Consider the following 16,745-nt stretch of genomic DNA (forward strand, 5'->3'; position numbering starts at 1 on the left):
GTTCTCATACCAGCGCGTTGCGCTTCGCCATTTCAATCAGTTCTACCAAGGATTTGACTTTGAGTTTCTGCATCAGCCGTTTTTTGTAGGTGCTGACGGTTTTATTACTTAGAAACATACCTTTGGCGATTTCCTTGTTGGTACGGCCTTGGGCAAAAAGTTGCAATACCATCAACTCCCGGTCATTGACACTCTTGAAAAGGTCCAACTCTATACTGCGTGGATCATCTTGGCGCACCGGGTTCAGCGCCTGGCTGGGGAAATAGTTGTAGCCGGACAATACGGCCTTGATGGCGCTGACAAGTTCGCTGAGGTCCTCCTGTTTGCACACGTAGCCGGAAGCACCGGACTGCATGCAGCGGATGCCGAAGAGCGTTGGGGATTGTGCCGTGAGCACCAGCGTTTTAAGCGGCGTGGTCATGGCGTTAAAGCGCGAGAGGATTTCCAACCCGTCAAGTTTGGGAATGCTGATGTCCAGGATGACCAGGTCCGGCATGCATTCGCGCACCATTTGCATCGCGTCGACGCCGTTGTCAGTTTCCCCTACGACTTTATAGCCCTCATGCTCCAGGAGCATTCGAACGGCGAGGCGGATGACCGGATGATCGTCGACAATGAAAACGGAGTTCATGAATAAAGTCCCCTACGAGCTTAAATAAAGCGCGCACCTTAGCCCAGTTAAAGCCGGGGTCGTACGAAGAGACAGGCATACATCTTCAATTTCAGAAGTTTCCTACAAAAAAAGAGGCAGGGTACTACCGCGTAATTGGGCTTTTGGTAAAGCAGGTGGAATGATCAGTTTTGTTTCTTATGGCCAGGCTATAGGTGATGGGGGTGTTTCTTTAAGCGTGTTGTTTATAAAGTTAAGTTGGAAGGGGCATCTCTATTAAAATATTGGCTGGCCGATCACAAGTTTCTTTTGAAGCGCTCATGTGCAACTTGCGACGGGCCTGTTGTGGGAGCGAGCCTGCTCCCACAGGGTTCGGGGCGTGGCCGACCTCTCATTGACGGGTGCGGCCGGTCATCTCCTGTGCCATTTCGCTGGCATAGCTGTCTGTCATCCCGGCGATGAAATCGATCATTCTCAGGAACGCAGCATGCAAAGGCCCGCTGGGGTCGGGTGCGTTGTTGCCCAGCAGGTCGAGGATGCGGCGATTCTTGAACGAAGGCGTACGGCCACCGTGCTGTTCCAAAGCGGCTCCGCAAAATCCATTGAGCAGGATTTCCAGGGTGGTGTAGGCGCCGATTTCATGCAGGGTCTTGCGCTTGTCCTGGAATATTTTTTTGCGCGCCATGTCCTTGGCATTCAACACGCAGCGCTTGGCGGGCCCGTGCATATGCTCCACCAGATCCCCTGGCAGTGTGCCGGCCAGCAATGCCTCCTGCTGCTCGACGAAAGCCCTGGCGGCGGCGTTGGTCAGGTGTTCGATGGCCTTGCCCCGCAGGATCGCCAGTTTACGTCGACGTGAATCCAGGGGCCCAAGCTGACGGTAGGTGTCCGGAAGATCGTCGCCCACCAGGTCCAGGAGCAGCGATTCCACCTCTGGGTATTCCAGAAGCTCCATCTCCACGCCGTCTTCGAGGTCGATCAGCGCGTAGCAGATGTCGTCGGCCGCCTCCATCAGGTACACCAGTGGATGCCGTGCCCAGCGCTGGTCTTCGATCTGCGGCAGGCCGAGCTTGTGGGCGATCTGCTCCAGCAATGGCAGTTCGCTCTGGTAGCAACCGAACTTGTGTTTCTTATAGCCCAAGGAGTCGGCGTGGCGGGCGGTCCAGGGGTATTTCAGGTAAGTGCCGAGGGTGGCATAGGTCAACCGGGTACCCCCGTCGAACTGATGATATTCAAGCTGCGTCAGCACCCGGAATCCCTGGGCGTTGCCTTCGAAATTCAGAAAGTCGTTGCGCTCGGCTTCGCTCATCGCGTCAAGCCAACCACGGCCTGCGGCTTGCTGGAACCAGTAGCGAATAGCGTCCTCACCGGAGTGACCGAACGGCGGGTTGCCGATGTCGTGAGCCAGGCAGGCCGATTGCACGACCATGCCCAGGTCGCTTGGCTCGCACCACTCAGGCAGGGCGCTGCGGATGGTCTCTCCCACGCGCATGCCCAGGGAACGCCCGACGCAACTGACTTCCAGCGAATGGGTCAGGCGCGTGTGGATGTGGTCGTTGCTGGACACCGGATGCACCTGCGTCTTGCGCCCGAGGCGACGGAAGGCGCCGGAAAAGATGATGCGGTCGTGGTCTTTGTGGAAAGGGCTGCGACCCAGCTCTTGCGGGCTGTGCAGCGGTTTTCCGAGGCGTTCGCGAGTCAGCAGGGTGTGCCAATCCAAGGCCGGTTACTCCGTTTGATAATGTCGATGCCCTAGCTTCCCGGTTCGTGGGGCGGCCTGCAAGGCCTATGGGTGCGTGGCGTCTATATCAATTGGAATGGCCGGGGTTTCATCCAGACAGACAGAAACAAGCCCCTCCAGGGAGGGGCTCGTTCAAGGTCAGTACAAGCCTGTAGTTTTCAGGGTTTGCCTACGCTCTTGGCCAGCTTGATCAGTGGCAACAACGTCGTTGCCAGCCGGATCAGGCTTGTTATGCCACTGGTGCGGCCGCTGCGGGTCCGTTTGCCGGTGAGGAAACCGAGCAAAGACACCGCTGCCACGCCCCAAAGCGGCGCATGCTTGATGCCGAAACCTTCGTGCCAGCTCTGTGTGAAACCGCGCACCCGTTGCAGAGGCTGCAGCAGTTGGCGCGTTTCCTGACGGATTTCCTGGCGATGCATCTCCATACGCAGACGCACCAGTGCCTTGCGCATTTCCTGTCGTGTCCGGGCTTGAGGAATATCAGGCAGGCTCATGGCAGCAGGCGCTCCCGATCATTGGCCAATTCTTCGAGGGTGGCGTGGAAGGGGGAGGACTCGTCGTAGATCGCTGCCTTGAGCCGCAGGCCGCAGAACAGCGCCGCCAACAGATAAAACAGACACAGGCCGATAATTCCCGCCAGGCGATAGGTATCCCATACCAGGATCAAAACCAGCGCCGAAAGACCGACCAGCAGCAGCAAACCAAATACCAGCGCAAGGCCGGCGAACAGCAGCAGGCTGACGGTGCGCGCCTTTTGTTCCTGCAGTTCAATGCCGAACAATTCGACATGGCTGTGCAGCAAACCGAGAAACGCTGCGCCGAGGCGACGCGCTGTAGGTTGTGTGCCCGCTTCGGACGAGCCGGATTCGTCAATGCCCATCATTAGCGCCGTGTCGCCAGCAGACCGATCAAGAAGCCCACGCCTGCGGCGATGCCGACGGATTGCCAAGGGTTGGCCTGCACGTATTCTTCGGTGGCGATCACTGCAGCCTGGCCGCGTTCGCGTACGGAGTCTTCGGTCAATTTGAGGGTTTCACGGGCGCGCAAGAGGGTTTCGTGGATCTGGCTGCGCACTTCATCAGCCTGATCGCCTGCCAGTGTCGCGGTGTGATCCAGCAGCCGTTCGGTGTCGCTGACCAGCGTCTGAAAATCTTCCATCAGGATTTCTTGAGCAGTCTTTGCCTGGGTTCTGGCCATGGGGTGAATCTCCGTAAGTGACGTCTGAAGCGTTCGAGTATGAGCCTTGCCGGAAGGTTCAGTGAAAGTGACTGGTACAACTTTTGCTCAGGTTTTTGCCATGTACTGGTGCGTTTGCTTGCGCCGGTGCGCTGAAGCTGGGCGTAAGCCCGCAAAACCTTAACCCAAATAATCAAAACCCGCGAAGCACCTTGAAGCGGGACATCGTGCTGCCAGTTTTCGTGCACCAAAGCGGTTCGTCATCCTTCGGTAGGTAGGCGAGTCGTTTCAACTTGGTGCGTCGGCAAGGCGGGCGAACCGGCTTGGTGCTTTTTTCAACTTTTTCAGGTCTGCCAACTCCATGGAAAATATGCAAAGCGCTGTGGACAGTCTGGTCCACAGCTCCAACACGTTGTTCATTCTGCTCGGTGCCGTCATGGTTCTGGCAATGCATGCCGGTTTTGCGTTCCTTGAAGTGGGAACCGTCCGGCAAAAGAACCAAGTCAACGCGCTGTCAAAAATCCTCAGTGACTTCGCTGTCTCGACCCTGGCTTATTTCTTTATAGGCTATTGGATTTCCTACGGCGTGTCCTTTCTGCAACCGGCCGCGGTACTTAGTACCGATCATGGCTACAGCCTGGTGAAGTTTTTCTTCCTGCTGACCTTTGCCGCCGCGATCCCGGCCATCATCTCCGGCGGGATTGCCGAGCGAGCCCGATTTGCACCGCAGTTGTGCGCCACGGTACTGATCGTGGCATTTGTTTATCCCTTCTTCGAAGGTTTGATCTGGAACGGCAATTTTGGCCTGCAAGCTTGGCTGCAGGCCATGTTTGGTGCCAGTTTCCACGACTTTGCAGGTTCGGTGGTGGTGCATGCCATGGGCGGCTGGCTGGCATTGGCCGCCGTGCTCTTGCTCGGGGCGCGTAATGGCCGCTACCGGGACGGTCGCCTGGTGGCGTTCGCGCCCTCGAGCATTCCGTTTCTGGCCCTGGGTTCGTGGATCCTGATTGTCGGCTGGTTCGGTTTCAACGTGATGAGTGCCCAGACCCTGCCTGGGGTGAGCGGACTGGTGGCGGTCAATTCATTGATGGCCATGGTGGGTGGCACCGTAGCGGCATTGATCGTCGGGCGCAACGACCCCGGCTTTCTGCACAACGGCCCACTGGCCGGGCTGGTGGCGGTCTGTGCCGGTTCCGACTTGATGCACCCGGTAGGCGCGCTGGCGACCGGTGCCATTGCCGGTGCCTTGTTTGTCTGGTGTTTCACCGCGGCCCAAGGCAAATGGAAGATCGACGACGTGCTCGGCGTCTGGCCTCTGCATGGGCTGTGCGGTGTCTGGGGCGGCATCGCCTGCGGCATCTTCGGTCAGAGCGCCTTGGGCGGTCTGGGTGGGGTCAGCCTGATCAGTCAGTTGATCGGCACAGCGCTGGGCGTTGTCATCGCCCTGGCCGGCGGGTTCGCGGTCTATGGCCTGATCAAGATTGTGCTGGGTCTGCGGTTGACGCAGGAAGAGGAGTATTACGGCGCCGACCTGTCGATTCACAAAATCGGAGCGGTCAGCCAGGACTGACCATTGCCCTAAGGTTCTTTGTCCTGATTGCCAGGATAAAAACCATGCAGCAAGCGATAGCGGTCGTGACGGACCTGATCCACATGACGCCGGACCTGCTGTTCTGGCAGCCCGAGCATGATCAGGGCGTGGGAGGCCAGCATCAGGCTTGACTCCAAAAGCTCCGGGACCACTTCGTTGGCCCCGGCAGCCTGCAACTCGGCCAACTGGCTGTCGTCGCGGGTGCGCACCAGGATCGGCACCTGTGGGTTGAGCCGGCGGGCTTCCTTGAGCACGGTGATGGCGATGTCCGTCTTGTCGACCGCGATGACCAGCAATCGGGCGCGGTTCAGGCCGACGGCCGCAAGCAGGTCTGCTCGTCGTGAGTCCCCGTAATGCACGCATTTTTCCCCGACGGTGGCTTCCTGGATGATGACCGGGTCGTCATCCAGGGCGACGAACGCCTGGCCTTCGCGGCGCAGAAACCGCCCGATGGATTGGCCGACGCGCCCGTATCCGCAAATAACCACATGACCCGACAAACCGGCATTGAGCGCGCTGATCTGGTCCAGTTGCGCGGCTTCGTTGGGTTTGCGATGCAGGTGTTTGGCGACGCGTGGCGCGGCGCGCAGCAATAGCGGTGTCAGTAGCATCGAGCAGAAGGTCGCTGCCATCAGCAGGCCACTGATGTCGGCGGGCATGAGGCGGTTCTGCTGCATCAGCGCCATCAGGGCAAAGCAGAATTCGCCGCCCTGGGCCAGGGCCAGGCCACTGCGCCAGGCGGTTTCGCCGTCGCTGCCGTGCCATTTCACCAGCGCGGCGACCACGCAGCCCTTGATGAGCATCAACCCCAGGGTCAACCCAAGGATCAGCAAGCCGTCATCCACGAACAGCTGCAGATCGATCAACATCCCGATGCTGACGAAAAACAGCCCCAGCAGGATGTCGCGGAATGGGCGTATATCGGCTTCGATCTGATGCCGGTAGTGGCTTTCCCCCAGCAACATGCCCGCCAGGAACGCCCCCAGCGCCGGTGACAGGCCAAGCAGATGCGTCAGCCATGCCGTCAGCAGCACGATCACCAAGGCCAGCAGCACGAACAGTTCAGCGGAGCGGGACGCGGCCACTTCATGGAACAGCCGGGGCAACAGCAGGCGGCTGGTCAACAGTAGGCCGCCGAACAGGACCAGCGTTTTGCCCAATGTCAGGGGCAGCGCCCAGTACCACGCATGCTCGCTACTGCCGGCGAACACAGGCACTAGGGTCAATAGCAGTACCGCGACGACGTCCTGGAACAGCAGCACCCCGATGGCGTTCTGGCCATGGCTGCTGAAGATTTCCCCCAGACTCGTCAACTCCTTGCTGACAATGGCAGTGGACGACAAGGCCAGCCCGGCGCCCAGTAGCAGCGCCGCCAACACCGGCGCGCCGCTGATCAGCAGCAGAGCACCCAGGAGAGCACCTGAACACAACACCTGCAGGCTGCCGAGGCCGAACACGACCCGGCGCAATTCGAGCATCCTGGACAGGGAAAACTCCAGCCCCAACGAAAACAACAGGAAAACCACCCCGAACTCGGCCAGGTCTGGCAGTTCTTCACTGTCGTTCACCCAGCCCAGCGCGGTCGGTCCTACCACCAATCCGACACAGAGGTAGCCCAGCACCGGTGGCAGGCGCAGCCGCCTGAACAAGGCGATGACCACCAGGGACGAGGCAAGAATGATCAGCAGATTGGCAAACAAGGGGCACTCCGGTTCAAGGTTCTGACATACAGCGTAGAGGAGGAAAAAGCGACAAGCATTGCCGGAAAAGCGTTAGCACTCAGTGATTTGCATCAGCGTTTTACCGAAATATCTTGAGGCAGGGTAGCCGGCTCGACGGTTTCACGGGGCGGGCCTAGAATGACCGCCTATCTTTTGTGGGTCTACCGTCATGCCTCCTGAATGCCAGCTGTTAGGCACCCTGGGTTGCCATCTCTGTGAAATGGCCGAAGCTGAGTTGATGTCTTTGGTTGAACATGGATTGTTGGTGGAGGTGGTGGATATCACCGAAAGCGAAGCTTTAGCTGAAGACTATGGGTTACGTATCCCGGTCCTGCGCAGAATCGATACTGGCGCAGAGCTGGACTGGCCTTTTGATGCCGAACAGGTTGTCGCGTTTCTGCGTTGATAGCTTTTCCATTCATCGTATCCACACGCTGCCATTGGCGATAATCGCATTCTTCGGTTACTGTATGCCCATACAGCTATCTGGAGTGCGTCCCTTGGTCAATGTCGAACAACTGAAAAACAGCGTGAACCGGATGTCCGCGGACGTTGTGCGCGAGGCGGTCCTGGAGTTGCGCCTGGACGGGCTGGTTACCGAAGGCAAGACGCCCTTCAATAAACTGCATTTCAACACCTGTTTCGCTGAGATCGAAGCGCTGTTCCAGCGTGCCGGTTATCACAAACAGCTGGATGTGGTGGGTTATCAAGGCCTCTTGTACGCGTTATACGATCCGGGGCGCTGGGAGGCGGTGGAGGTGCTGCGCTGGTTGAAAGAATTCACTGACGCGGCGGCAAAACCGACATCGATCCCGGCGTGAAGCAATCATTGCTGGGTTAGCCTGCGCGACTGTCGGATAATGCCGTCCTGCAAAAAGTTAAGAGTTTTTAATGTCCGGTTCATCGTTTTCCGCCGCACACCATCAGGCCAGCACGTTGTATCTGCCGCCCGGCTCCTGGCAGACGGTGTTGGAGTGTCTGTGTGAGCACTTCAGCGCCATCAGCCGCGAGCAGTGGCTGGATCGAATCGCCCGGGGGCGGGTGCTGGACGGCGAGGGTAAGGCGATCCGTATCGACTTGCCTTACCGTGAAGGTTTGCGCATCCACTACTTTCGTGAAGTGCCCGATGAGAAGCCGATCCCGGTGGTGGAGTCGATTCTGTATGCCGACGAGCATCTGGTGGTGGCAGACAAACCGCATTTTCTGCCTGTCACTCCAGCGGGCGAGTATGTCGAGCAAACCCTGTTGCGACGGCTGATCCGGCGGCTGGACAATCCCCATCTGGTGCCCTTGCACCGTATCGACCGACACACGGCCGGCCTGGTGTTGTTTTCGGCTAACCCGCACACCCGCTCGGCGTATCAGTCGCTGTTTCCGACGCGGCAGATCGAGAAACGCTACCAGGCCATCGCCCGCGGGTTGCCTGAATTGACCTTCCCGCGAGTGCATAAAAGCCGAATGATCGATGGCGAACCGTTCTTCCGGATGCAGGAAGGGCCGGGCGAGCCCAATACCGAAACGGCCATCGAGGTACTGGAAAGAAACGGTGAGTTGTGGCGCTACGGCCTGTATCCGGTCACGGGCAAGAAGCATCAGTTGCGGGTTCATATGAGCGCCCTTGGCGCGGGTATCTGTAACGATCCGTTTTATCCCGACGTGCTCCGGGACGCGGAGGACGATTACGCCAATCCGCTTAAGTTACTGGCTCAGGGACTGCGCTTTATCGATCCGGTCACCGGCCAGGAGCGTGTGTTTGAAAGCGGCATTACGCTGCAGTGGTAGCCGGTTTGGCTTTCTGACAGGCATAAAAAAGCCCGCAAATATTGCGGGCTTTTCTGTCTCTGGCTGTGACGTTGAAGATTACAAATCTTTAACGGTACGAACCTGATCCTTGTTCACGCGAGTGTGCTTGCCGTCCAGTTGCTCGAATTCGTAGAAGCCGCTGTCTTCGTCGTACTTGGGCGTGTCGACGGCCTGGATTTCGCGACCGTCATTCAAGGTGATCACAGTTGGCGATGCGCACCCGGCGAGAGTGGCGAGGCCCAGTGCGAGCATGAAAGTGGCGAGGGTCCGCTGAGTCATGGTGTTTCTCCGAAATGGATTCTTCAAGTTACTGACCTTCAGACGTATACATTGCGCGCAAGTTCCTGGCTAGTGTCAATCTGACACGCCTTTGTGTTCAGCCAGCAGTTGTGGCGTGTTCAGATTTGCTAACCGAGGATCGTTGGCAGGGCATTGCAATGCCACGGCGTGCAGCGTGCGCATGATACGGCCAGGGCTGCGTTCGCCTTCGCTCCAAGCCTGATCGAAGGCCGGCGCCAGAGCCAGCGGAATGACGCACAGCAGTGGCTCCCAATGCTCGCCGTGGCGCACCATCAGTGGCCTGTGGGGATGCTGGCTTGCTGTTTCGCGCATGCTGTTGAGCAGGCTTGAGTCGATTTGCGGTACGTCGCACGGCAGCACCAGCAAATACGAATGCCTTGCTGCCTTGAGGCCGGCCCGGATGCCTGCCAGCGGGCCGGGAAAGTCGCCTTCGTCGTCATGCACCAATTTATCGGCGTACAGCGCATAACGTTCCGGGTTGCGGTTGCAAGAGATAATCAGGTCATCGCTCAACGCCCGGGTCTGGCGATGGAGATGGGCAATCAGTGGTTCGCCTTGCCACTCCAGCAGGCCTTTGTCTTGCCCACCCATGCGTTGTCCGCGCCCGCCCGCCAGTAGCAGAATGGAGCATGATGGCAGGGGAGTGTTCGAGGTCATGGCGTGTCTCCGCACAGGCGAAAAAATCAAACGCTGTGATATAACACCGGGCTGTTTCCCCTACAACTGGACGAGCCTATGCAAGCCAAGGCTGATGTACCTTTCGTGCCGCTCAATATTGCGGTGCTGACTGTCAGTGATACCCGCACCCTGGAAACCGACACCTCCGGCCAGGTCTTCGTCGATCGGCTCACGGCGGCCGGCCACAATCTGGCGGCGCGGGTCCTGCTCAAAGATGATTTGTACAAGATCCGGGCGCAAGTCGCGACCTGGATTGCCGACGAGGTGGTGCAAGTGGTGCTGATCACCGGCGGCACCGGTTTCACCGGTCGTGACAGTACCCCGGAAGCGGTCGCGTGCCTGCTGGACAAGCAGGTGGACGGTTTCGGTGAGTTGTTCCGGCAGATTTCCGTGGCGGACATCGGCACTTCCACCGTTCAGTCCCGGGCGCTGGCAGGCCTGGCCAATGGCACGTTGGTGTGCTGCCTGCCGGGCTCCACCAATGCGGTACGTACCGGGTGGGACGGGATCCTTGCCGAGCAGCTGGATGTGCGGCATCGCCCGTGTAATTTCGTGGCCCATCTGAAGCAGGCAGCCCCTTGTGAATCCCGTGGGTAAACCGGGTAAGGCCGGCGCCTTGATGGCTGTCGAGGTCGCGTTGCAGCGATTGCTCGAAATGGCGGCGGCCACGCCGATTGTTCAGCGTGAGCGTTTGCCTTTGGCCGCGGCACAAGGGCGGGTGCTCGCCGAGGATTTGGTGTCGACCCTTGATTTGCCGCCATGGCCCAACAGCGCCATGGATGGCTATGCCCTGCGGCGGGCTGACTGGAACGGTGAGCCGCTGGTGGTCAGCCAGCGGATTTTTGCCGGGCAGGCCCCGCTTCCGCTGGCCATTGGAACCTGTGCACGGATCTTCACGGGGGCGCCAGTCCCAGCCGGCGCCGATTGCGTCGAGATGCAGGAAAACGCCGTGGTTGAAAGCGATCAGCGGGTACGGTTTACCGAACCGATGGTCAGCGGGCAAAACATCCGTCCTCAAGGACAGGAAACGACCGTTGGGGAGCAGGTCCTCTCTGCCGGTACTCGCTTGGGGCCGATCGAGCTGGGCCTGGCGGCATCCTTGGGCTGTGCATCGCTGGAAGTGGTGCGCAAGGTACGCGTTGCAGTTCTGTCCACCGGCGACGAACTGGTCGAGCCCGGCCAGGTGTTGGGCCCGGGACAGATCTATAACAGTAACCGCGTGCTGCTCTGTGGCTGGCTGCAGCGCCTGGGCTGTGAAGTGGTTGATGCGGGTATCCTGCCCGACGACTTGCCGGCCACCCGCAAACGCCTGGCGCAGCTGTTGGATGTCGATCTGATTCTGTCCACTGGCGGCGTTTCGGTGGGGGAGGCCGACTTTCTGGGGATCGCGTTGCGCGAGGACGGTGAGTTGGCGCTTTGGAAACTCGCCATCAAACCTGGGAAGCCGCTGACGTTCGGGCACTTCCGTGGCGTGCCTGTGATAGGCCTGCCGGGAAACCCCGCCTCGACACTGGTGACGTTCGCACTGCTGGCGCGGCCTTATCTGCTACGACGCCAGGGCGTTCAGTCAGTGGCGCCGCTCAAGTTCAAAGTGCCGGCCGGTTTCGTCTGGCCGAAGGCAGGCAGCCGACGAGAGTACTTGCGAGGCCGCCTGGAGAATGGTCGGGCGATCATCTACCGGAATCAAAGCTCCGGTGTTCTGCGCAGCGCGGCCTGGGCTGAAGGGTTGGTCGAAGTACTCGAGGAGCAGACGCTGGTCGAGGGCGACGAAGTAGGCTTTATTCCCTTGAGCGAAGTCCTGGGCTAGCACTGCTGCAGGTGGCGTGCTCCGGCCCGAGTCGAGTCCTCGGGCCTTTACATCCTTTGCCTTACCGCGAGAGCAGCATCACCAACTGATCGAAACGACTGTTCGCAATCCAGCCCAGCAGGCCGAGGACCACTGCCGCCGCGCCGGCTGAATAGGCTAGCCTGTGGCGGATCACCTTTACGTCGGTGCGGATTTCATCCATGTCTCTGCGGATGTATTTAAGGTGGGTTTCCAGTTCAACGACGCGCGGTTCCAAATCAATTCCTCCAGCGGGATTACTGCAACTTTTGCATTCGTTTTGAGTGTCGGCCCGTTCGCTTTCAAAAGAAGCGAGCTGCCGGGGCGAGCGCTTGTATTTGTGGCTATGCATGGGATGCTTCATCCCTTTGGCCATAACTGTTCGAGCCACTGATACGGCCCTTGCGGGCCGTGACGTATCCATCCATGGGTTAGCACATCCTTGTTTAATGGGCGTTTTACCGGTCCAGCACAACACAATGCCAAGGTGTCTCAATACCGCTAGAGGGTCAATTGAGCTGATTCGCCAAGTCTTGTAAGAAAAATCTTCGAATGGAGAAGTCTCGGTCAGGGGGCTGCTCTGCCGTGCCTACCTTTGGGCAGGAAGTCGTACTTTTTTTATTAAATCGAAGCGACCCGGGCTTTTTCGACCGAATGAGCGGTCCCATTTCCAGAACCATCCAATGACGGAGATAACGATGAACAAAGGCAAGGCGCTGTTGATTTTGCATGGCAAGCAAGCGCTCAACGAAGAGGTTCGCGCGGCAGTGATGCTCAAGCGCAAGCAGGGCTGGGACCTGGCGGTACGATTGACCTGGGAGGCCGGCGATGCCCGACGGTGTGTCGATGAAGCGCTGGATGCCGGTTATACGCGATTGATCGCCGGCGGCGGTGACGGGACCTTGCGTGACATTGCCGAGGCTATCGCCCTGAATTCGAGCGATGCCAGCCTGGTGCTGCTGCCGCTGGGCACTGCCAATGATTTTGCCCGGGCGGCCGGTGTCCCGCTGGAACCGACCCAGGCCCTGGATTTGCTGGATGTTGCGCCGCAGGCCGTTGACGTGGGCGAAGTCGGCGGCCAGGTTTTCCTGAACATGGCTACGGGTGGTTTCGGTAGCCAGGTGACGGCGAACACTTCCGAAGACCTTAAAAAAGTCCTGGGGGGCGCGGCCTACCTGTTCACCGGCTTATCGCGATTCAGTGAGCTGAGTGCGGCTTATGGCGAACTACAGGGCCCCGATTTTCACTGGCGGGGCGATTTGCTGGCACTGGGCATCGGCAACGGTCGGCAGGCGGGGGGTGGCCATGTGTTGTGCCCGGAGGCACTAGCCGACGACGGTTTACTGGACATCAGCATCCTGCCGGCGCCTCAGGAAGTGGTCAGCACGTTGAAGGACTTGCTGGCCGGTGGTTTGGGCATCGACAACATGTTTGTGCGCGCACGCTTGCCGTGGGTGGAGATCAAGGTTGCCCAAGGCCTGGATATCAATCTTGATGGCGAACCGTTACAGGTCGACAGTCTGCGTTTCACTGTACGCCCCAAGGCGTTGCGTTTGCATTTGCCCCCCGATTCACCTGTGCTGGGCGGCTCGGCGGCGCTCAATCGTCCAGACTGATGATTTGCTCGCGCACCGCGAACAGCACCAGTCCGGCCACGTCATGGATCTGCAGGCGCTTCATGATTTGCGCCCGGTGGGTTTCCACGGTCTTGATGCTCAGGCTCAGGCCATTGGCGATTTCCCGGGTGGACTTGCCGCGTACGATCAGCCGCAGAATTTCCAGCTGGCGTGCTGTCAGATTGTGGGCCTGGGCAGGGTCGGGCTGGTGCTTCTGGACGCGGGTCAGCGCCTGGTTGATCACGGTGTGGGCGATGGCCGGGCTCAGGTAGCGTTCATTGTTGCGCAACGCCTCCAGAGCGTGCTCCAGCTCGGTGGGGGTGGTGTCCTTGAGCAGATAGCCATGGGCGCCGGACTCCAGCGCCTGCATGATCAACGCCGGATCGGTGTGCATCGACAGGATCAGCACCTTGCTATGCGGGCGTACCTTTTTGAGCTGCTGCAAGGCGTCCAGGCCGCTGGTGTTCTTCATGGAGATGTCCAGCAGCACGATATCCGGATTCAGCCGTTCTACCAACTCCAGCAATTGCGCGCCATCATTGGCTTCGCCGATGACGGCGTAGCCGGGGATGTCCATGACCAGGGCGCGCACGCCGGCCCTGATCAGCGAATGGTCATCTACCAGAAGCAAATTACAAGTCAATGGAGAACCTTATTCTTACTGGCTCGCTCCAGGGCACGAGGCGCCCAGGGAAAGCGTGCTTCGATATGCGTGCCTTTTCCGGCTTCGCTGATGACTTTGAGGGTGCCGCCCAGTTGTTCGACCCGCTCTGACATGCCAGCCATGCCGCGTTGTCCTTCGCGAGCGGGGTGGGCGGCGGGGACAAATCCCTGGCCGTCGTCGCTGATCAGCAGGGTCAGACCTTCGGGCAGGCGTTCCAGGCGCACGAGCAGATTCTTCGCCTGGGCATGGCGCAAGATATTGGTGACCGCTTCCTGGGTAATTCGAAAGGCCGCGACCGTCATTTCCTCCGGAATGCCAGTCATGCGCTGTTGGCAATCTAGGCTCCATTTCACTGGGGTGTTGACCAGCGTCTTGAGCAGGTGCGCGCGCAGGCTGGCTTCAAGCCCAAGGCTGGTCAGTTGCCTCGGGTTGAGGATCGCCGATACATCGCGGACCTTGTCGAGGGTTTCGCCCAGTGTTTCGCAGAGTGTCGTGCATTGGTCGTGCAATTCTTCCGGCATCCGGCGCTTGAGCCATTCGCTTTGCAGTTTCGCCGCAGTCAACAACTGGCCGATGTCGTCGTGCAATTCGCGGCTGAGTCGATGGCGCTCGTTTTCCTGGACCTCAAGCAACCGGTCGGCCAGTTCCTGAGGCTGGAACTTGATGGATTTGCGCGACAGTCGATGCCGGATCCAGACACAGCTCATGGCCGCGGTATTGAGCACCACCAGGCTCAGTGGCACCGTATGGGCGAACAGGTAAGTCAGCAGGCAGCCGAGGGTCGAGCAGATGCACAACAATAATGTGAACCGGCGGGCGTTTTCTCGGGAGGGCGGCCAGGTGGTGAATGACTTGAGGCTGGCGTACATAGCGGATGGAGCCAATGAATGTTCGCTGCGGGCAGGCTGGTCAGCGCATCTGACAAGCCGGGTCGGGTAAACGTTTCAGGTCGAAGGCGGCTTCAGTGGGCGGCTTCTGGCGCCGCGGTCTGAAACGACTGACGCGGGCGATAGTACCACTTCATAAATCGTTGGTCGCGCTCGGCATGGGGCTTGAAAACGCTATGAAGCCAGGCTCGTCGCGTTGAGCCGGCATCATCGGTATCAGGCTTGTTTCTGAGGGTAAGGCACCAACGCCAGCGGACGCGACGCTGGCAATGCCTGGCAGGGAGTCTGGCCTACCTGAAACGCAAATGCTTCGATCAACGAGGTCTGCTCGCTACTGTCCAGGCCGAGTTGGCCGGTGGCGTGATCGACCAGTTCAAGTTGCCAGGCCATCAGGGTGAAACAATCCTTCAGTGCGCCCAGGGCTTGATCATGCAGTTCCATCTGGCTTTGCGCGTGGCTGAGCAAGCCGTGGATATGCAGCGAAAACTCTGACACGGCTTCCAGCGCCAGGGCATCGGCCTTGTTGGCCAGTTTCAGCAAGGTGCTGAGCATGCAGTCGATGGCGTCCTTGTCGTTGCTGATCAGTTGCAAATGGCTCAGACACTCCTCCGACTTGGCCAGAAGCGTCTCGGCTTCAATCAGAAACTCAGGAAGGCGCTGACTCCAGTTTTTACGATCGTTCGGCATGCTTATCTCCACAACATCATGTCAGGCGAAAGAAAATCGCGTGTGGCGAATGGCTGGGCCGCACGGCCGGCAATGCACGAAGGCACGCCGGCACATCCTTGCCGTTCGGCAATGACAAACTCACTAACATTGCTCTGGCTGGATCGACCGAAAGGCTGGAAGTCCGATGTCCTGCGGTCGCGCACAAAAGCCTGACTCCATTCAGCAATGAGAATAGCGTCACATTAATGGCTATTGGATAGCGGGAACATCAGGTTAGACCTGATTGTGCCTAGGGGAATCCCTTAGGCAAGGGAACCTTGTACGCAAACCGAGGTCGCGCAGCGGGGGAAAATTGCAGATGAAATCATGAAGCCAGTAAAGCATGATGTTAATGTGACATCAATGCCCCGCGCTGCATTTTATGCAGGGGTCAAGATCCGGCTCATGCAGCCGATATCTTGTTTATTGGATTCATCCGAACAAGCCCAGGAGTCATCGATGGCCGGCATTCTCGACACAGTAGATCAACGAACCCAACTGGTGGGTGAGAATCGCCTGGAAATTCTCATGTTCCGCCTGGCGGGGCGACAGTTGTTCGCCATTAACGTGTTCAAGGTCCAGGAAGTGCTGCAACTGCCGAAACTGACCTTGATGCCACAGCGCCATCCATTCGTGTGCGGCGTGGTCAATCTACGGGGCCAGACGCTGCCGGTGATTGACCTGTCCCAGGCCATCGGCATGCGTCCGCTGGTGCCGGGGCCTAACAGCACCATCATCGTCACCGAATACAACCGCTCGGTTCAGGCGTTCCTGGTGGGCGGCGTGGACCGCATCGTCAACATGAACTGGGAAGCTATTCTGCCGCCTCCGACCAGCGCCGGCCGCGAACATTACCTGACAGCCATCAGCAAGGTGGACGATCAGTTGGTGGAAATCATCGACGTGGAAAAAGTCCTGGCCGAAATCGTGCCGTACAACGCCAAGGTCTCGCGCGAAAAACTCGAAGACCCGGTGCTGGAGCGGGCCCGCGGACGTGAGGTGCTGTTGGTGGATGACTCCAACGTCGCGCTCTCGCAGCTGCGCGACACCCTGGGGCAACTGGGTGTGAAAATGCACATCGCCAGCGACGGTCTGAAAGCCCTGAACATGCTCAAGGCTTGGGCCGATACCGGCGAAGTGATGACCGACAAATTGCTGATGATTTTCACCGACGCGGAAATGCCGGAAATGGACGGTTACCGCCTGACCACCGAAATCCGCAACGACCCGCGTCTGCGTGGGCTCTACGTGGTGCTGCATACCTCGCTGTCCGGCAGTTTCAACGATTCGATGGTCAAGAAGGTCGGTTGCGACAATTTCCTCTCCAAATTTCAACCGGACAAACTGGTCGACGTGGTGCGCCAGCGGCTAATGCTCGACTGAGGCTGATCGTGGTTTGTTTCAATGGCCGGCTCGTATAAGGTG

Annotated in this window: 20 protein-coding genes; 8 read left to right on the plus strand and 12 right to left on the minus strand. The window is 59.0% G+C overall.

Going from position 1 to position 16,745, the window contains the following annotated elements:
* Window positions 1–4: 4 nt before the first annotated feature.
* From ACA047_RS09650 to ACA047_RS09670, 5 genes are all read right to left on the minus strand, one after another.
* Window positions 5–631, minus strand: coding sequence for a response regulator transcription factor (locus ACA047_RS09650; RefSeq protein WP_123342045.1), 627 nt, complete (start codon window positions 629–631; stop codon window positions 5–7).
* A gap of 370 nt (window positions 632–1,001) precedes the next feature.
* Complete coding sequence (locus ACA047_RS09655) at window positions 1,002–2,330, minus strand: deoxyguanosinetriphosphate triphosphohydrolase (RefSeq protein WP_497358758.1); 1,329 nt, start codon at window positions 2,328–2,330, stop codon at window positions 1,002–1,004.
* A gap of 179 nt (window positions 2,331–2,509) precedes the next feature.
* Complete coding sequence (locus ACA047_RS09660) at window positions 2,510–2,845, minus strand: hypothetical protein (RefSeq protein ID WP_497358760.1); 336 nt, start codon at window positions 2,843–2,845, stop codon at window positions 2,510–2,512.
* Window positions 2,842–3,231 (minus strand): phage holin family protein, encoded by a 390-nt coding sequence (locus tag ACA047_RS09665; RefSeq protein WP_497358762.1) that lies wholly within the window; start codon window positions 3,229–3,231, stop codon window positions 2,842–2,844. Before ACA047_RS09665 ends, ACA047_RS09660 begins: the two co-directional genes overlap by 4 nt.
* Before the next feature lie 2 nt (window positions 3,232–3,233).
* On the minus strand, window positions 3,234–3,548 hold the full coding sequence (locus ACA047_RS09670; protein ID WP_497358764.1) for an ElaB/YgaM/YqjD family protein: 315 nt from the start codon (window positions 3,546–3,548) through the stop codon (window positions 3,234–3,236).
* 340 nt (window positions 3,549–3,888) lie between these two features.
* Here ACA047_RS09670 and ACA047_RS09675 point away from each other — a divergent pair, with 340 nt between their 5' ends.
* The gene (locus ACA047_RS09675; RefSeq protein ID WP_497358766.1) at window positions 3,889–5,097 is read left to right on the plus strand and encodes an ammonium transporter; all 1,209 of its coding nucleotides are present in this window, start codon (window positions 3,889–3,891) and stop codon (window positions 5,095–5,097) included.
* A gap of 8 nt (window positions 5,098–5,105) precedes the next feature.
* On the opposite strand, the gene ACA047_RS09680 is transcribed toward ACA047_RS09675, so the two are convergent.
* Window positions 5,106–6,818, minus strand: a complete 1,713-nt coding sequence (locus ACA047_RS09680) for a cation:proton antiporter (RefSeq protein WP_497358768.1) — start codon at window positions 6,816–6,818, stop codon at window positions 5,106–5,108.
* Between the two features lie 190 nt (window positions 6,819–7,008).
* Here ACA047_RS09680 and ACA047_RS09685 point away from each other — a divergent pair, with 190 nt between their 5' ends.
* From ACA047_RS09685 to ACA047_RS09695, 3 genes are all read left to right on the plus strand, one after another.
* Window positions 7,009–7,245: a glutaredoxin family protein gene (locus ACA047_RS09685; RefSeq protein WP_497358770.1), complete on the plus strand. Its 237-nt coding sequence runs from the start codon at window positions 7,009–7,011 to the stop codon at window positions 7,243–7,245.
* 94 nt (window positions 7,246–7,339) lie between these two features.
* Window positions 7,340–7,660: a transcriptional regulator gene (locus tag ACA047_RS09690; RefSeq protein WP_497358772.1), complete on the plus strand. Its 321-nt coding sequence runs from the start codon at window positions 7,340–7,342 to the stop codon at window positions 7,658–7,660.
* 70 nt (window positions 7,661–7,730) lie between these two features.
* Window positions 7,731–8,621, plus strand: a complete 891-nt coding sequence (locus ACA047_RS09695) for a pseudouridine synthase (protein ID WP_497358774.1) — start codon at window positions 7,731–7,733, stop codon at window positions 8,619–8,621.
* A 78-nt stretch (window positions 8,622–8,699) separates the two neighbouring features.
* Here ACA047_RS09695 and ACA047_RS09700 read toward each other — a convergent pair whose 3' ends face one another.
* On the minus strand, window positions 8,700–8,921 hold the full coding sequence (locus ACA047_RS09700; protein ID WP_214912998.1) for a YgdI/YgdR family lipoprotein: 222 nt from the start codon (window positions 8,919–8,921) through the stop codon (window positions 8,700–8,702).
* Window positions 8,922–8,996: 75 nt separating this feature from the next.
* Window positions 8,997–9,599: a molybdenum cofactor guanylyltransferase MobA gene (gene mobA, locus ACA047_RS09705; protein ID WP_497358776.1), complete on the minus strand. Its 603-nt coding sequence runs from the start codon at window positions 9,597–9,599 to the stop codon at window positions 8,997–8,999.
* A gap of 78 nt (window positions 9,600–9,677) precedes the next feature.
* Here mobA and moaB point away from each other — a divergent pair, with 78 nt between their 5' ends.
* On the plus strand, window positions 9,678–10,217 hold the full coding sequence (gene moaB, locus ACA047_RS09710; RefSeq protein ID WP_497358778.1) for a molybdenum cofactor biosynthesis protein B: 540 nt from the start codon (window positions 9,678–9,680) through the stop codon (window positions 10,215–10,217).
* A gap of 22 nt (window positions 10,218–10,239) precedes the next feature.
* Window positions 10,240–11,427, plus strand: coding sequence for a molybdopterin molybdotransferase MoeA (locus ACA047_RS09715; RefSeq protein ID WP_497360285.1), 1,188 nt, complete (start codon window positions 10,240–10,242; stop codon window positions 11,425–11,427).
* A 61-nt stretch (window positions 11,428–11,488) separates the two neighbouring features.
* On the opposite strand, the gene ACA047_RS09720 is transcribed toward ACA047_RS09715, so the two are convergent.
* A complete protein-coding gene (locus ACA047_RS09720; protein WP_497358780.1) occupies window positions 11,489–11,797 on the minus strand; it encodes a hypothetical protein in 309 nt (102 codons plus the stop codon).
* A 346-nt stretch (window positions 11,798–12,143) separates the two neighbouring features.
* Here ACA047_RS09720 and yegS point away from each other — a divergent pair, with 346 nt between their 5' ends.
* Complete coding sequence (gene yegS / locus ACA047_RS09725; RefSeq protein WP_497358782.1) at window positions 12,144–13,061, plus strand: lipid kinase YegS; 918 nt, start codon at window positions 12,144–12,146, stop codon at window positions 13,059–13,061.
* On the opposite strand, the gene ACA047_RS09730 is transcribed toward yegS, so the two are convergent.
* From ACA047_RS09730 to ACA047_RS09740, 3 genes are all read right to left on the minus strand, one after another.
* A complete protein-coding gene (locus tag ACA047_RS09730) occupies window positions 13,045–13,704 on the minus strand; it encodes a response regulator (RefSeq protein WP_497358783.1) in 660 nt (219 codons plus the stop codon). The genes yegS and ACA047_RS09730 overlap by 17 nt on opposite strands.
* Window positions 13,701–14,594, minus strand: coding sequence for a sensor histidine kinase (locus ACA047_RS09735; protein WP_497360287.1), 894 nt, complete (start codon window positions 14,592–14,594; stop codon window positions 13,701–13,703). Before ACA047_RS09735 ends, ACA047_RS09730 begins: the two co-directional genes overlap by 4 nt.
* 234 nt (window positions 14,595–14,828) lie before the next feature.
* The gene (locus ACA047_RS09740) at window positions 14,829–15,299 is read right to left on the minus strand and encodes a hypothetical protein (protein WP_497358785.1); all 471 of its coding nucleotides are present in this window, start codon (window positions 15,297–15,299) and stop codon (window positions 14,829–14,831) included.
* A gap of 480 nt (window positions 15,300–15,779) precedes the next feature.
* Here ACA047_RS09740 and ACA047_RS09745 point away from each other — a divergent pair, with 480 nt between their 5' ends.
* The gene (locus ACA047_RS09745; RefSeq protein ID WP_497358787.1) at window positions 15,780–16,703 is read left to right on the plus strand and encodes a chemotaxis protein CheV; all 924 of its coding nucleotides are present in this window, start codon (window positions 15,780–15,782) and stop codon (window positions 16,701–16,703) included.
* Window positions 16,704–16,745 lie beyond the last annotated feature (42 nt).

The organism is Pseudomonas sp. LBUM1664 (genome assembly GCF_059695895.1).

What these genes read in the sequence shown, in the direction of transcription:
- ACA047_RS09650 (WP_123342045.1), bottom strand. Translation starts at nt 631, where the DNA reads ATGAACTCCGTTTTCATTGTCGACGATCATCCGGTCATCCGCCTCGCC.
- ACA047_RS09660 (WP_497358760.1), bottom strand. Translation starts at nt 2,845, where the DNA reads ATGAGCCTGCCTGATATTCCTCAAGCCCGGACACGACAGGAAATGCGC.
- ACA047_RS09665 (WP_497358762.1), bottom strand. Translation starts at nt 3,231, where the DNA reads ATGGGCATTGACGAATCCGGCTCGTCCGAAGCGGGCACACAACCTACA.
- ACA047_RS09670 (WP_497358764.1), bottom strand. Translation starts at nt 3,548, where the DNA reads ATGGCCAGAACCCAGGCAAAGACTGCTCAAGAAATCCTGATGGAAGAT.
- ACA047_RS09675 (WP_497358766.1), top strand. Translation starts at nt 3,889, where the DNA reads ATGGAAAATATGCAAAGCGCTGTGGACAGTCTGGTCCACAGCTCCAAC.
- ACA047_RS09685 (WP_497358770.1), top strand. Translation starts at nt 7,009, where the DNA reads ATGCCTCCTGAATGCCAGCTGTTAGGCACCCTGGGTTGCCATCTCTGT.
- ACA047_RS09695 (WP_497358774.1), top strand. Translation starts at nt 7,731, where the DNA reads ATGTCCGGTTCATCGTTTTCCGCCGCACACCATCAGGCCAGCACGTTG.
- ACA047_RS09700 (WP_214912998.1), bottom strand. Translation starts at nt 8,921, where the DNA reads ATGACTCAGCGGACCCTCGCCACTTTCATGCTCGCACTGGGCCTCGCC.
- mobA (WP_497358776.1), bottom strand. Translation starts at nt 9,599, where the DNA reads ATGACCTCGAACACTCCCCTGCCATCATGCTCCATTCTGCTACTGGCG.
- moaB (WP_497358778.1), top strand. Translation starts at nt 9,678, where the DNA reads ATGCAAGCCAAGGCTGATGTACCTTTCGTGCCGCTCAATATTGCGGTG.
- ACA047_RS09715 (WP_497360285.1), top strand. Translation starts at nt 10,240, where the DNA reads ATGGCTGTCGAGGTCGCGTTGCAGCGATTGCTCGAAATGGCGGCGGCC.
- ACA047_RS09720 (WP_497358780.1), bottom strand. Translation starts at nt 11,797, where the DNA reads ATGCATAGCCACAAATACAAGCGCTCGCCCCGGCAGCTCGCTTCTTTT.
- yegS (WP_497358782.1), top strand. Translation starts at nt 12,144, where the DNA reads ATGAACAAAGGCAAGGCGCTGTTGATTTTGCATGGCAAGCAAGCGCTC.
- ACA047_RS09735 (WP_497360287.1), bottom strand. Translation starts at nt 14,594, where the DNA reads ATGTACGCCAGCCTCAAGTCATTCACCACCTGGCCGCCCTCCCGAGAA.
- ACA047_RS09740 (WP_497358785.1), bottom strand. Translation starts at nt 15,299, where the DNA reads ATGCCGAACGATCGTAAAAACTGGAGTCAGCGCCTTCCTGAGTTTCTG.
- ACA047_RS09745 (WP_497358787.1), top strand. Translation starts at nt 15,780, where the DNA reads ATGGCCGGCATTCTCGACACAGTAGATCAACGAACCCAACTGGTGGGT.